Source organism: Bradyrhizobium sp. Mp27, assembly GCF_029953005.1.
Classification (GTDB): domain Bacteria; phylum Pseudomonadota; class Alphaproteobacteria; order Rhizobiales; family Xanthobacteraceae; genus Bradyrhizobium; species Bradyrhizobium barranii.
The window spans coordinates 1-13,551 of sequence record NZ_JASAUS010000014.1 but is presented as its reverse complement, the minus strand read 5'-3'; the positions used below and the strand labels follow the sequence as shown (position 1 = coordinate 13,551).

Genomic DNA, 13,551 nt, shown 5'->3' with positions numbered 1-13,551 from the left:
CGTCCGTGACGGGCCGCAAGGCGACCCGCATCGCGCATTTCCATGCAAAGGGAGTGGAGATCATGGCACTGATCATCGGAACAGCAGGCGACGATGTGTTGCCTGGCACGAATGTAGACGATCAGATCTTTGGCCTTCAAGGCAACGACACCATTACTGGCCTGGACGGCAATGATGAGGTAAGCGGCGGCGCGGGCAATGATTCCATCGATGGCGGTGCCGGCAACGATACCCTGGATGGCAATGCCGGTATCGATACGATCACCGGTGGCGCCGGCGACGACACGATCAACGGCGGCGCGGGCGACGACACGCTGAACGGAAATGCCGGCGCCGACATCATCCATGGCGACCAAGGCAACGACACCATCGATGGTGGAGCCGGCGCTGACCAGCTCTTTGGTGACGCCGGCGACGACGGCATCCACGGCGGCGACGGCAATGATGACATTCATGGCGGCGCGGGTGCCGACACCCTGTGGGGCGACGCCGGCGACGATACGTTGAGCGGCGACGCCGGCGATGACGTCTTGAATGGCGGCGACGGTAACGACGTACTCAACGGTGGATTCGGAGATGACATTCTGAATGGCGATGCCGGCAACGACACGCTGAACGGCGGACTTGGCAATGACCTGCTGAACGGCGGTACCGGTGACGACATCCTGAACGGCGGTTTGGGCGCCGATACGCTCGACGGTGGCGATGGCAACGACACCATGCACGGCGACGCGGGCGACGACATCATGGACGGCGGCGCCGGTAACGATACGATGTTCGGCGATGCCGGAGACGACGAGATGGCCGGCGGCGCGGGCAACGATGCCATGAGCGGCGGCGCCGGTGATGACGAAATGAGCGGCGGAACCGGCAACGACACGCTCGACGGCGACGCCGGAGATGACACACTCGATGGCGGCGACGGCACCGATGTCCTGAACGGCGAGGCTGGGGCTGACATCCTGTCGGGCGGCGCCGGCAATGACACCCTGAGCGGCGGTAACGGCGATGACGAGTTGGACGGCGGCAATGGCGCCGACGTCCTCAACGGTGGCCTCGGCGATGATGTGCTGACGGGCGGTGCTGGTACCGATACGCACAATTTCGGCGACAACACAGCCACGAACTTCGGCAACGATGAAGTCACCGATCTCAGCTTTGCCGATGGCGATGCCGTTGTTGTCGACGCTCCGCCAGGCTTTGACCCGGCTACTGTGGTGGTGGACGACGACGGCACCAACACCGTGCTGGATTTCGGCTTCGGCGCCATCCAGCTCGATGGCATCACGGGCGGTGCGACACCGTTCGAGTCGATCGACGACATCAACACTGCCGCCGGTTATACGGCCGTTGACGTTGTCTAGCGCCGACTAGTAGCGGGGCGGCTGTCAGGCCGCCCCGCCCTCATTTCAGTCAGTGATAGTGCCGGCAAGTTATGTATTCGCGTAACCGTGGTGTGATCCCAGCATCTGGTCAGAGATTGCTGGTGGCCTTGATTCCGGGACGATTCGCATTGGTGTGGATCGTCTGCTTCAGCGTGTCCATAAACCTGCTGCTGCTGGTCGTACCTTTCTATTCCATCGAAGTGTTCGACCGCGTGCTCAGCAGCGGAAGCGTCGAGACGCTTGTCGGCCTCACCGTCATCGCCGTCGGCGCTCTCGCCTTCAGCGCCGCCTTCGACACGTTTCGTAACCGCCTGTTGAGCCGGTTCGCGGTCGGGTTCGAGCACTGCCTCGCTCCGATCATCCTTGAAGGCAGCATCACCGGCGCGGCGCCGGGCGACGGCCGGCAGCACGATCTGGTCAAGCTTCGCGAGTTGAGAACTTTCCTGTCGAGCGGAACGGTCACATCGCTGATAGATGCTCCATTCCTCCCGGTGTTCATTCTCATCCTGTTCTTCCTGCACCCCTGGTACGGCGTCATAGCCCTGATCGGGGTGGCGGTCCTGCTGGCGATGGGTGTTGCAAGCCACTGGATCGCGCGCGGGGAAATTGCGCAGGCTTCGCAGGCCGCGTTGAAGACGCAGGCGTTGCTCGATGGAATCGTCCGGCACTCCAGCGTGGTGCGGGCGATGGGCTGGACCCGGGGCGCTATCCGCGCGTTCATGAGCCTCAATGACGAAGCCCTGTCTCCGGTGGTGCGGGCCAGCGAACGCATCCACACGATTAGCGCCGCCGCGCGAATGGTCAGGACCATCCTGCAGATCGCCGCGATCGGCGCCGGTGCCTGGCTCGTGCTCCAGAACGAGGTGCTGTCCGGCAGTCTGATCGCGAGCTCAATCCTGATAGCGCGCACGTTACAGCCCATGGAAGGGTTGGTCTCGGCCTGGCGCGCGCTGGCATCTGCGCAGGACGCCTGGACGCAGGTCTGCAACGCCGCGATGCCGGTGCTTGCGCGTCCGCGGAAGACGTTGCTTCCGCCGCCAGCCGGCATGCTCAAGGTCGAACGGGTGACATTCCGGATTGGCGGGACGCAGCGTCCCATCCTCGCGGGCATATCCTTTCAATGCCGGCCGTCCGAGCTAGTCGTCGTGATCGGACCGACCGGCGCCGGAAAATCCACATTGCTGCGCTTGATGGCGGGCCTCGAGCGGCCGACCAGCGGTACGATCCGGTTGGACCACGCAGCACTCCATACCTGGGATCCCGACCAGCTTGGGCAATTCGTCGGCTATCTCCCCCAGGACGTGCAGCTCCTGGATGGAACAGTGGCCGAAGCCATTGCCGGGTTCGACGAATACGCACGGGACGAGGCCATCGTCGCCGCGGCCATGCTCGCGCAGGCGCATGAGATGATCCTGTCCCTTCCGGCCGGCTACCAGACCGAGATCGGCCGCGACGGCTGCAGGCTTTCCGGTGGCCAGCGTCAGCGCATTGGTCTTGCACGCGCCTTCTTCGGCGATCGCAAATTGATCCTGCTGGATGAGCCCAATGCCAATCTCGATCCGGACGGCGAAGAAGCGTTGTGCTCCGCCATTCAATCGGCCAAGGCGCGCGGTGCAGCGTCGGTGATCGTCACCCACCGGCCGCGGCTGTTGACCATCGCCGATGCCGTGCTGCTGTTGAGGGACGGCAACCAGGTCGCCTTCGGACCGCCATATGATGTTCTTCGCGGCCAGCGGCCGGCACCGGTCCCGGGTTCGGCAGGGCTCCCGCGCAATGTCGAACCTCAGCGGCTGCCAGGCAGGAGGGTCATTCCATGACGCAGACCGGTCATGCCTCCGCGATGTCCGCGCCTGTTGTCGGCCGGTCGAAGACATGGCCGACGGAGCAGCCGCGATCCGACATGCGACGGATCATCGCATGGGGCTGTGTACTGCTCGTCCTGCAATTTTGCGGCTTCGGCTTGTGGGCAACCACGGTTCCGCTCCGCGGCGCCGTCGTGGCACCAGGATTCATCAAGGTCCATTCGAAGCGCAAGGCGGTGCAACATCTGGAAGGCGGAATCATCAAATCGATCTATGTCCGGGAGAACGATCACGTCGAAGCCGGCCAACTCATTGCACGGCTCGACACCGCGCAGATCGAAGGGACCCTTGGTTCCCTCGAAACGAAGTTCTTTGCTGACCTGGCGATGGAGGCCCGGCTGGCGGCGGAGCAAGACGGTGCGAAGTCAATCCGGTTTCCGGACGAATTGCGGGAAAGTGCGACGCGTCTCTCCGCACGTATCGCCGTTCAAACCCAGCAGGCTGAATTTGCCGCGCGACTGGCCGCGATTGAGAACGAGCGCAAGGTGATCGATCAGCAGATGCTGCAAAACGCGGACACCATCCGCGGCCTGCAGAGCAACACCCAAGGACTTGAACAGCAACTCAAGCTGTTGCGGGAAGAGATCGCCGACACGAGTTATCTCCTCGCAAAGGGCCTCGCCCGGAAACCGCGTTTGCTGGCCTTGCAACGGGCCGAAGCCGAGGCCACCGGACAGGTCGATCGCAATGCCGCGTCAATCTCGGAGATGCAGGGCAAGATCGCGGAGTTGCAGGACAGACGCCGGCAGCTGGGGTTCAACCAAAATCAGGATATCGCCAAGCAGCGGCATGCGACGAGCGAGGAGATCGGCGACCTCAGACATCGAATTGCCGCGTTGCGTGCCCAGCTTGTCCGGTCTGAATTGCGTGCCCCGGAAAGTGGAAGGATCGTCGGCCTCAACAGCAGGGACCTCAATGCCGTGCTTGGACCTCGGGAAACCCTTTTGGAAATCGTTCCGATGCAAGATCGGCTTGTCATCGAGGCGACATTGAAGCCTGCCGATCGGGAAGAGGTCTATGTCGGACAGATGGCGCGTGTGCGGGTTCACGCGCTGAACATTCGCCGCCGGCCGATGCTCGAGGGAAGGGTGGTCGGCGTTGCGGCAGACGCACTGACCGACACCCGTTCAGGCGACAGCTCCTATTTGGCCGAGGTTGAGCTCGACCCCAACGCGCCGACGGCCCCCTACATCTCCACATTGATGCCTGGAATGCCTGTCGAGATATTTGTCGAGACGGGGGAACGAACCTTTGCGGAATATCTTTTGCAGCCGATGACGTTACGGATCAACCGTGCGTTCAGGGAGAATTAAGCGCTGGTAAGGGGTGGGCCGGCCTATGAGGGAGGCGACCGTGCATGAGTGCAGTAAGGCACTACCTTCCGCACAGGATGATTTTCGTTCCGATTGCGTCGAGCGCGCCTCGAAGCAAGGCAACGACGGATGCGGTCCGTCAGGGTCTCGTCCGGAGCCGCGCCCGCACCAGGCCGCAATGGAATATTTCGCGAAGGCCATGGCGGAATTGCTCGGCTGCAGGAGCTGCTACGTAGCCATGCTATCCGCCTCCGGGCTGGAAGAAGCCAGAATCGGAGACGCTCCTGCCGATCCGTCATGCGCGACGATGGTTGAGCGATTTGCGCGCAAGGGCACCGCCGAGGACGTCGCCTCGCTCGAGCCGATCAATTCCCGGACCTCCTTCGTCCGCAAGTTGATCGGCGCGGAACCCCCGGTAAAGAGTCATTCAGTCATTGGCAGGTTTGCTTCCGATGAGCGAACCACGGTCGTGTTCGTGGCCGGATGGCGACCGGCCGCGCTTGCGGCATCGGAGATTCCCGGCTTGGCGCATACCGTGCGCCCGTTATGGAAGGCTGCTCATTCACTCGCCCGGCAAGCGCCGGGGCAGGTCGATGCGCAACTCTGGCTCGAAGAGCTGACGTTTCCCGCCATCGTCGTGGACCAGGGCCTGCACCTTTACGCAGTCAATCGTGGTGGACGCGTGCTGCTTGCCAAGCGCGAGCTGCTCAGGATGGATGGAGGCAGGCTCGCCGGCTCATGCGCTTCCGTGACCGAGAGCTTGCGGGGGGCAATCGGGAAGGTGCTCATCGAGAGCGGGACTCATGGATGGTTCAACACTACGGTACCGCTCTCGACGGATCGTCAGCAATTCGCCTTCGCCAAGATCGGCGCTGTTCCAACGCATGACAAGCTGGGACAGGCCCTCATCGTCGTGCCGCAATTCGATGACGCGCAGGGCGCGCACTGCATTGCGTCAGCCTTCGGGTTGAACTGGGCCGAGGAGAGAATCGTCGCCCGGATTCTTCAATTCCAGTGCCCTCGCGATATTGGAGCCGAGCTTGGGCTGACCGAGGCAACAGTGCGAACCTACACCAAGAGGATCATGCTCAAACTGGGGATCAACCGACAGTCGGAGTTCTTTCTGCTGTATCATCTCACCCAGTCGCCTTTTGGCGCTGGCAGGCGCGAGAACTGGGTGAGCCGGCCGGCCTCCGACGGTCGATTGGACGAAGAGGGTCCGATGAGATTGCGGACGGCTGGCAAGCATTCGCCTGACTGAGTAGGGGTTCTCCGCGATGTCGAGGCGCATGGGCTGCGCAGGTTTCCTCTACCGGGCGTTCGCTGCCCTGGCATTGGCCGGGGCCGGCTTCCCTGCCCATGCCGAGAGCATTCAATTGGCGCTGCCGATTGCCTGCGAGCCTGGCCGCACCTGCTACATCCAGAATTACACGGATCTCGATCTGTCGCGGTCGGCGCGAGATTACAAATGCGGCACGCTGACTTATGACGACCACAACGGCACCGACTTTCGTTTGCCGTCACTGGCAGCGCAAAAGGCCGGCGTGGACGTGCGCGCAGCGGCGGGCGGCCGCATTCTTCGTACACGCAATGACGCGCCGGACGGCGCCTTCACAAAATCGGGACGCGAAGCGGTGCGCGAGGCCGAATGTGGCAATGGCGTCGTCATCGAACATCCGGAGCGGTGGGAAACCCAGTACTGCCACCTCGCCGCCGGCAGTGTGTTGGTCAAGCCTGGAGACAAGGTCGACCTCGGACAGTCGATCGGCCGTGTCGGACTCTCCGGCCTCACGGAGTATCCTCACCTGCATTTCACCGTGAGGCACAATGGCGCGGTGGTCGATCCCTTTGCGTACGGCGTTCGTCCCGAGTCTTGCGAGGGCGGTCAATCGCTCTGGCTTGCTGCCCTCCGCCCGAAACTCGAGTACCAGGAACGAGCCATCCTCAATGCAGGCTTTACGACGGGGCCGGTCACGATGGAACTCATCGAGGACGGCAGTGCCGAGAGCCAAAAGCCGTCCGCCGGTTCGATGGCGATCGTCGCGTTCGTGCGCGCTATCGGGCTGAAGGCGGGCGATGCGCAATGGTTGGTCATCAAGGATCCCCTCGACAACGTCATCGCGGAAAATCGGTCTGCACCACTTCAGGCCAACAAGGCGCAATTCATGCTCTTTGCGGGGAAGAAGCGGCCTCCGGGGGGGTGGGAACGCGGCTCCTACAAGGCCACTTATGTTGTCGAGCGCGATGGCCAGATCGTGCTCAGGAAAGAGCTGGAGCTCATGCTCTAGCGTTGCACCTGTGCGTGGGGAGACCCGCGCCACGGGCCTTTTGAAGGCCTGATCGGTTGCCGGAACGGCCCGCTCCCGCTATAGGGCGTGGAGAGGGTGAACCATGTCCGATATGCGTTTGATTGTTGCTGGGGCAGGCGGCCGGATGGGCCGGGCGCTGGCACGAGCCATTGCCGACACCGAAGGCGCGGTGCTGGCGGGAGCCCTGGAGGCGCCCGGCTCGGAGCTGCTCGGCAAGGATGCCGGCGTGCTCGCGGGCCTGCCGGCCAACGGCGTCAAACTCTCGGCCGACCTCTGGGCGATGTCGAAGGACGCCGACGGCATCCTTGATTTCACCGTGCCGGCCGCGACCATCGCCAATGTCGCGATCGCGGCCGAGCGCGGCATCGTGCACGTCATCGGCACCACCGGACTGTCGGCCTCCGACAACGCCGTGATCAAGAGCGTCACCAACCGTGCGGTCGTGGTGCAGTCGGGCAATATGAGCCTGGGCGTCAATCTGCTCGCCGCGGTGGTCAAGCGCGTCGCCAAGGCACTCGACGAGAGCTTCGACATCGAGGTCGTGGAAACCCACCACCGCATGAAGATCGATGCGCCCTCGGGCACTGCGCTGATGCTGGGCCAGGCCGCTGCCGCCGGCCGCGGCATCTCGCTCGATGAGCATTCGGATCGCGGCCGCGACGGCATCACCGGCGCGCGCAAGCCGGGCGACATCGGCTTTGCCTCCTTGCGCGGCGGCACCGTCGCCGGCGAGCACAGCGTGACCTTCCTCGGTCCGTTCGAACGCCTGACGCTGTCGCATCTCGCCGAAGACCGCATGCTGTTCGCACACGGTGCGCTCAAGGCGGCGCTGTGGGCGCATGGCAAGAAGCCGGGGCACTACTCCATGGCCGACGTGCTCGGTCTCGCGGACATCTGAGCGAGCTGGAGCATGAATCGGACCCGAAGGGCCGCGTTAGCGCAAGATGTGAAGCGGCTTTCCGCCAAGATCATTCCTCAACAATAACCTCAATGGAAAGCAGTCAATGAGCGAACGTCTCCTCGTGCTCGTGCGCCACGGTCAGAGCGAGTGGAATCTGAAGAACCTGTTCACGGGCTGGAAGGATCCTGATCTCACCGAGCTCGGCGTGAAGGAAGCCACGGAAGCCGGCCGCAAGCTGAAGGCGCAGGGCCTCGTGTTCGACGTCGCCTACACCTCGGTCTTGACGCGCGCGCAGCACACGCTCGATCTCATTCTCGGCGAGCTCGACCAGAAGGGCCTGCCGACCTCCAAAGACCTCGCGCTGAACGAGCGCGACTATGGCGATCTCTCCGGCCTCAACAAGGACGACGCCCGCAAGAAATGGGGCGAGGACCAGGTGCTGATCTGGCGCCGCTCCTACGACGTGCCGCCGCCCGGCGGCGAAAGCCTGAAGGACACGCTGGCGCGCGCGCTGCCCTATTACGTGCAGGAGATCCTGCCCGGCGTGCTCAACGGCAAGCGCACGCTGGTCGCCGCCCACGGCAACTCGCTGCGCGCGCTGATCATGGTGCTGGAAAAGCTCTCGCCCGAAGGCATTTTGAAGCGCGAGCTCGCGACCGGTGTGCCGATCATCTACCGGCTCAACGCGGATTCGACGGTGGCCTCGAAGCTGGATCTGGCGGGCTGAGCTTCGCGACAAGCGCGGAATCGTAGAGTGGGCAAAGCGTAGCGTGCCCACCATGTGTCAGCGATCGCGGAAGAATGGTGGGCACGGCGCTATGCGCCTTTGCCCACCCTACGGAAGCGGGGCCTACTGCATCCCCAGCTGCCCGGCCTCCCAGCCCAGCATCGCCTGCTTGCGGGTGATGCCCCAGTGATAGCCGGTGAGCGTGCCGCTCTTGCCGAGCGCGCGGTGGCAGGGCACGACGAACGAGACCGGGTTCTTTCCGACCGCAGCGCCGACGGCGCGTGAGGCCTTCGGGCTGTTGATGTTACAGGCGATGTCGGAATAGGACACCGCGCGACCCATCGGGATCTTCAGCAGCGTCTCCCAGACCCGCACCTCGAAATCGGTGCCGATCATCACCACGCGCAACGGCTGGTCCGGCCGCCACAGCTTGGTGTCGAAGATGCGCTGTGCGAGCGGTGCGGTGCCTTCGTGATCCTCGACGTAAGTTGCGTTGCGCCATCGCCGCGTCATGTCGGCGAGCGCGACCTTCTCCTCACCGGGATCGGCGAACGCAAGTCCTGACAGGCCGCGGTCGGTGGCGATCACGATCGCCGTGCCGAACGGCGAGGGATGGAAGCCGTAGCGCAGCGTCAGGCCCGCGCCGCCGTTCTTCCATTCGCCGGGCGACATCGCTTCATGGGTGACGAAGAGATCGTGCAGCCGGCCCGGCCCTGAAAGACCTGAGTCGAGCGCGGCATCGAGAATGCTCGCGGAGTCCCGCAACAGTCCCTTGGCGTGATCGAGCGTCAGCGCCTGCATAAACGCCTTCGGCGTGATCGAGGCCCAGCGGCGGAACAGATGGTGCAGCTCATCCGGCGTGACGCCCGCCGCATCGGCCATCGCTTCGATGGCCGGCTGGCTGCGCCAGTTCTCCGAGATGAACGCGATCGCCCGGCGCACGGAATCGTAATCGCGCAACGCGGCGTTCTGGGAGCCCGGCTTGGCCAGGCGCTGGTCATTTATGGCGAGTGTCATCATGACTGGAAATGTAGGCGTGGCGCCGGGCCGAAACCACCCGATTTCCGATCCGGACTCAGGAGACCGGGTTGTAGGTCGGGCCGCGCTTGGCGGCGTTCAGGGCCTCAATCAAGCCTTTGTAAAAATTTGCTTTTTCGTCCGGGCCGAGGAAGCGGGCGATCTGGATCTGGTGACCGCGCGAGATCAGATAGAGATGCTCGATGCCAAAATCCTCGTCGACCTCCATGTCGAGGCGGACCCAGAGCGGATTGAACGTCCATTCGGCGACCTGGCCGCGATGACTGATGCGCCGCACCCGCAGTTCGGACGCCGTGACCGAAATCTCCTCGCGCGCTCGCGCGGTACGGAAATTGGCCTTGAAGGCCCACCAAACGACCAGCACGTCGAGGCCGAAAAAGCCCAACACCGGCCACGCGCCCTTCATCAGGAAGGCGAGGCCGGTGGCAAAGCTCACCGCGCTCAGGAACAGCATCACGGCGAGGAAGCCGGTGCGGTTCAGCGAGCGGTGCGGCGTCAGGAGCGCGGAGAAGATCTGAGGCTCCGTCTCGCGTTCAGATCGCTCGCGCTCAATTTCGTTGCCTGTGCTCATCGTCCCTCAGTATATCCCGATCATGGCGAAAATCACCCGCAAGCCGGCCCCGCGCAAAGCGTCCGTGCCGAAGAAAAAGGCAAAGGCGATAGTTGCGAAGCCGAAGGCTCCCGCCAGGAAATCGCTCAAGGCCACAAGACCCAATTCTACCAAACCTTGGACGCCGGCCGAGATCCACGAGGTCTTCAGCCGTTTCCGCAAGGCCAATCCGGAGCCGAAAGGCGAGCTCGAGCACGTCAATCCGTTCACGCTGCTGGTCGCCGTGGTGCTGTCGGCGCAGGCCACCGATGCCGGGGTCAACAAGGCGACGCGCGCATTGTTCGAGATCGCCGACACGCCGCAGAAGATGCTCGACCTCGGCGAAGAGCGCTTGCGCGAGTACATCAAGACCATCGGCCTCTATCGCACCAAGGCCAGGAACGTAATTGCGCTGTCGGCAAAGGTGCTCAGCGAATTCGGCGGCGAGGTGCCGCGCACGCGCGCCGAGATCGAGTCGCTGCCCGGGGCTGGCCGCAAGACCGCCAACGTGGTGCTCAACATGGCCTTCGGCGAGCACACCATGGCGGTGGACACGCATGTCTTCCGCGTCGGCAATCGCACCGGGCTCGCTCCCGGCAAGACGCCGCTCGAAGTCGAGCTTGGTCTCGAAAAGGTGATCCCGGCCGAGTTCATGCTGCACGCCCATCATTGGCTGATCCTGCACGGCCGCTATACTTGCCTCGCGCGCAAGCCGCGCTGCGAGGTTTGCCTGATCAACGATCTCTGCCGGTGGCCGGAGAAGACGGTCTGAGGTGGCACCGTCGTTTCGGGGGGCGATGTGAAGCAAGCCGGTTTTGGGGACATGTCGTGAGTCAGCAAGAACAAATCTCATCGCCAGCGCCACCGCCGGCCGCGGCACCGGCTCCGCCGCCGAAGCCGACGCAGCGGCCGGCGAGCTCGCTCTGGAGCCGGCTCGCGATCCCCCTGTTCGCCGTCATCGTCGCGCTCGCTTTCGTCGCACTGGCGACGCTGCGCTTCGACGAATGGGTCGGCAACGCCGTGATCCAGACCACCAACGACGCCTATGTGCGCGCCGACCTGACGCGGCTTGCAAGCCGCGTCTCCGGTGAAGTGCTGACCGTCGGGGTGACCGACTTCCAGCGCGTCAAGACCGGCGATCTCCTGATCCAGATCGATCCCGCCGACTACGAGGCCCAGGTCGCGCAGTCCGAGGCCGCTGTCGCCGCCGCGCAGGCCGTGCTCGACAATCTGAGCAACCAGATCGAGCTGCAATATGCGACCATCGCGCAGGCGCAGGCCGCGCAGCTGTCAGCGGAAGCGTTGGAAGTCGAGGCCCGGCAGGAGCAGGATCGTCAGAAATCCCTGACGCAGACGGAAGCCGGCACGCGGCAGCGGCTGGAACAGGCCGTCGCGGGCTATGCGAAGGCGCAGGCCGACGTGCGTGCCAGTCGCGCCGTCATCGCCGCGCAGCAGCATCAACTCGAAGTTCTGCAGGGCACCAAGAAGCAGCGCGCCGCCGACGTCGCGGCGGCCAAGGCGACGCTGGCGAGCGCGAAGCTGAAGCTCGGCTATACCAGGATCACCGCGCCGTTCGACGGCGTCGTCGGCGAGCGCCAGGTGCAGCCCGGCGACTACGTCAACATCGGCACCAACCTCATCAACGTGGTGCCGCTGCCGAAGGTCTATGTGATCGCGAATTACAAGGAGACCCAGCTCACGCATGTCGCGCCGGGCCAGCCGGTCGAGATCACCGTCGATGGCTTCCCGCGCGAGAAGCTGCGCGGCAAGGTGGAGCGCATCGCGCCCGCGACCGGCGCGCAGGTGGCCCTGCTGCCGCCGGACAATGCGACCGGCAATTTCACCAAGGTCGTGCAGCGCATTCCCGTGCGCATCCAGTTCGACGACAACCAGCCGCTGCTGGCGCGGCTGGTGCCGGGCATGTCGGTCGTCACCAGTATCGACACGAAGGCCGCGAATGGCGGAAAATGACGATGCCGGCCGCGGACCTCTGTCGCGCGGAGGCATCGCGCCACAGCCGTTGTTTGCCGTGGCGGCGGTGCTGCTCGGCTCGTTCCTCGCCAATTTCGACAGCCGGCTGACCACGGTCGGCCTGCCGGACCTGCGCGGTGCGTTCTCGCTCTCGTTTGACGAGGGCGCCTGGCTTTCGACCGCAGGCATCGGCTCGCAGATCCTGATTGCGCCGGCGGTGGCGTGGCTCGCGACGGTGTTCGGCCTGCGCCGCGTGCTCGGCATCCCGAGCCTCGTCTACGCCGCGGTGTCGCTGATCATTCCCTTCGTGCACGATTATCCGACGCTGCTCGCGCTCAGCGTCGTTCATGGCCTGCTGCTCGGCACCTTCGTGCCTGCGACGCTCATGATCGTGTTACGAAACCTGCCGATCCGATGGTGGGTGCCGGCGATCTCGCTCTATTCGATCCGGGTCGGCTTTGCGCTGGATACGTCGAGCTCGCTGGTCGGCTTCTATGTCGACCATCTCGGCTGGCAATGGATGTACTGGCAGAGCGTCGTGATCGCGCCCTTGATGGGCCTGATGGTTTATCTGGGCACGCCGAGCGAGCCGGTGAACCGCACGCTGCTGCGCGAGGCCGATTGGGGCGGCATGCTGCTGCTCGGCGCGGCGGTCTCGATGATCTATGCCGGCCTCGATCAGGGCAATCGCCTGGACTGGCTCGGCTCCGGCACGGTGATGGCGCTGCTCGTCAGCGGTGTGGCGCTGTTCGCAGGCTTCCTCGTCAACGAGTCGCTGGTGCGACAGCCCTGGGCGCATGTGAACGTGCTGTTCTCGCGCAATGTCGGGTTGGGGCTGGTCTTGATCCTGCTCTACACGCTGACCAGCCTCTCCAACTCGTCGCTGGTGCCGAATTTCCTCGGCAATGTCGTTCTGCTCAGGCCGGAGCAGAGCGGGATGTTGCTGCTCACCTACGGCGCGCTGCCGATGTTCGTGCTGGTGCCGATCTCGATCTGGCTGCTGCGGCATTTCGATACGCGGCTTGTCGTGGTGCTGGGCTTTGCCTGTTTTGCCGCGGCCAATCTCTGGGGTACGCAGCTCAGCCATGTCTGGGCGCGCGAGGATTTTGTCGGCATCGTGCTGCTCCAGGCGATCGGGCAGTCGCTGATCCTGCTGCCGCTCATCATCACGCTGCTGTCGAACGCCGATCCGAGCCGCGCCACCTCCTTTGCCGCCTACATCCAGATCATGCGGCTCGGCGGCGCAGAGATCGGCATCGCGCTGATGGGAACCTGGCTGCGCGTGCGCGAGCAGGTCCATTCGTTCTATCTCGGCCAGAACCTTATGGTCGGCGATGCCGATGTGGGAGCTATGGCGGAATCTGGGTGATGACGGTGTGAGGAAGGCGGCGTATCGAGGCGGGTGACGAGCCTGCCAGAACCTCTCGAGGAGAGCGATACGCCATGACCGAGACTA

12 protein-coding genes are annotated in these 13,551 nt (G+C 64.1%); 10 read left to right on the top strand and 2 right to left on the bottom strand.

Annotated elements, in window-relative coordinates:
• Positions 1 to 62: 62 nt before the first annotated feature.
• The 7 genes from QJT78_RS11055 (at position 63) to QJT78_RS11025 (ending at position 8,497) form a co-directional block, all read left to right on the top strand.
• A complete protein-coding gene (locus QJT78_RS11055) occupies positions 63 to 1,364 on the top strand; it encodes a calcium-binding protein (protein ID WP_028148803.1) in 1,302 nt (433 codons plus the stop codon).
• 122 nt (positions 1,365 to 1,486) lie between these two features.
• Positions 1,487 to 3,202 (top strand): type I secretion system permease/ATPase, encoded by a 1,716-nt coding sequence (locus QJT78_RS11050; protein WP_240537658.1) that lies wholly within the window; start codon positions 1,487 to 1,489, stop codon positions 3,200 to 3,202.
• The gene (locus QJT78_RS11045) at positions 3,199 to 4,560 is read left to right on the top strand and encodes an HlyD family type I secretion periplasmic adaptor subunit (protein WP_028148805.1); all 1,362 of its coding nucleotides are present in this window, start codon (positions 3,199 to 3,201) and stop codon (positions 4,558 to 4,560) included. The genes QJT78_RS11050 and QJT78_RS11045 overlap by 4 nt, the downstream gene beginning before the upstream one ends.
• Positions 4,561 to 4,738: 178 nt before the next feature.
• Positions 4,739 to 5,821 (top strand): helix-turn-helix transcriptional regulator, encoded by a 1,083-nt coding sequence (locus tag QJT78_RS11040; protein WP_028148806.1) that lies wholly within the window; start codon positions 4,739 to 4,741, stop codon positions 5,819 to 5,821.
• Between the two features lie 115 nt (positions 5,822 to 5,936).
• The gene (locus tag QJT78_RS11035; protein ID WP_348652386.1) at positions 5,937 to 6,848 is read left to right on the top strand and encodes a M23 family metallopeptidase; all 912 of its coding nucleotides are present in this window, start codon (positions 5,937 to 5,939) and stop codon (positions 6,846 to 6,848) included.
• Positions 6,849 to 6,951: 103 nt separating this feature from the next.
• Complete coding sequence (dapB, locus tag QJT78_RS11030; protein WP_028148808.1) at positions 6,952 to 7,767, top strand: 4-hydroxy-tetrahydrodipicolinate reductase; 816 nt, start codon at positions 6,952 to 6,954, stop codon at positions 7,765 to 7,767.
• Between the two features lie 106 nt (positions 7,768 to 7,873).
• Entirely contained in the window at positions 7,874 to 8,497 is a 624-nt protein-coding gene (locus QJT78_RS11025; protein WP_014490847.1) for a 2,3-bisphosphoglycerate-dependent phosphoglycerate mutase, read from the top strand.
• 123 nt (positions 8,498 to 8,620) lie between these two features.
• On the opposite strand, the gene QJT78_RS11020 is transcribed toward QJT78_RS11025, so the two are convergent.
• Positions 8,621 to 9,517 carry a bifunctional helix-turn-helix domain-containing protein/methylated-DNA--[protein]-cysteine S-methyltransferase gene (locus QJT78_RS11020; RefSeq protein ID WP_028148809.1) on the bottom strand — a complete coding sequence of 299 codons (897 nt, stop codon included), beginning with the start codon at positions 9,515 to 9,517 and terminating at the stop codon, positions 8,621 to 8,623.
• A gap of 55 nt (positions 9,518 to 9,572) precedes the next feature.
• On the bottom strand, positions 9,573 to 10,106 hold the full coding sequence (locus QJT78_RS11015) for a DUF2244 domain-containing protein (protein ID WP_028148810.1): 534 nt from the start codon (positions 10,104 to 10,106) through the stop codon (positions 9,573 to 9,575).
• A gap of 22 nt (positions 10,107 to 10,128) precedes the next feature.
• Between QJT78_RS11015 and nth the strand changes: the two genes are divergently transcribed.
• The 3 genes from nth to QJT78_RS11000 are packed head-to-tail and all read left to right on the top strand — an operon-like array spanning position 10,129 to position 13,464.
• On the top strand, positions 10,129 to 10,896 hold the full coding sequence (gene nth, locus QJT78_RS11010) for an endonuclease III (RefSeq protein ID WP_028148811.1): 768 nt from the start codon (positions 10,129 to 10,131) through the stop codon (positions 10,894 to 10,896).
• A 56-nt stretch (positions 10,897 to 10,952) separates the two neighbouring features.
• A complete protein-coding gene (locus QJT78_RS11005) occupies positions 10,953 to 12,095 on the top strand; it encodes an HlyD family secretion protein (RefSeq protein WP_038952269.1) in 1,143 nt (380 codons plus the stop codon).
• Positions 12,082 to 13,464 carry an MFS transporter gene (locus tag QJT78_RS11000; protein ID WP_249169739.1) on the top strand — a complete coding sequence of 461 codons (1,383 nt, stop codon included), beginning with the start codon at positions 12,082 to 12,084 and terminating at the stop codon, positions 13,462 to 13,464. The genes QJT78_RS11005 and QJT78_RS11000 overlap by 14 nt, the downstream gene beginning before the upstream one ends.
• Positions 13,465 to 13,551 lie beyond the last annotated feature (87 nt).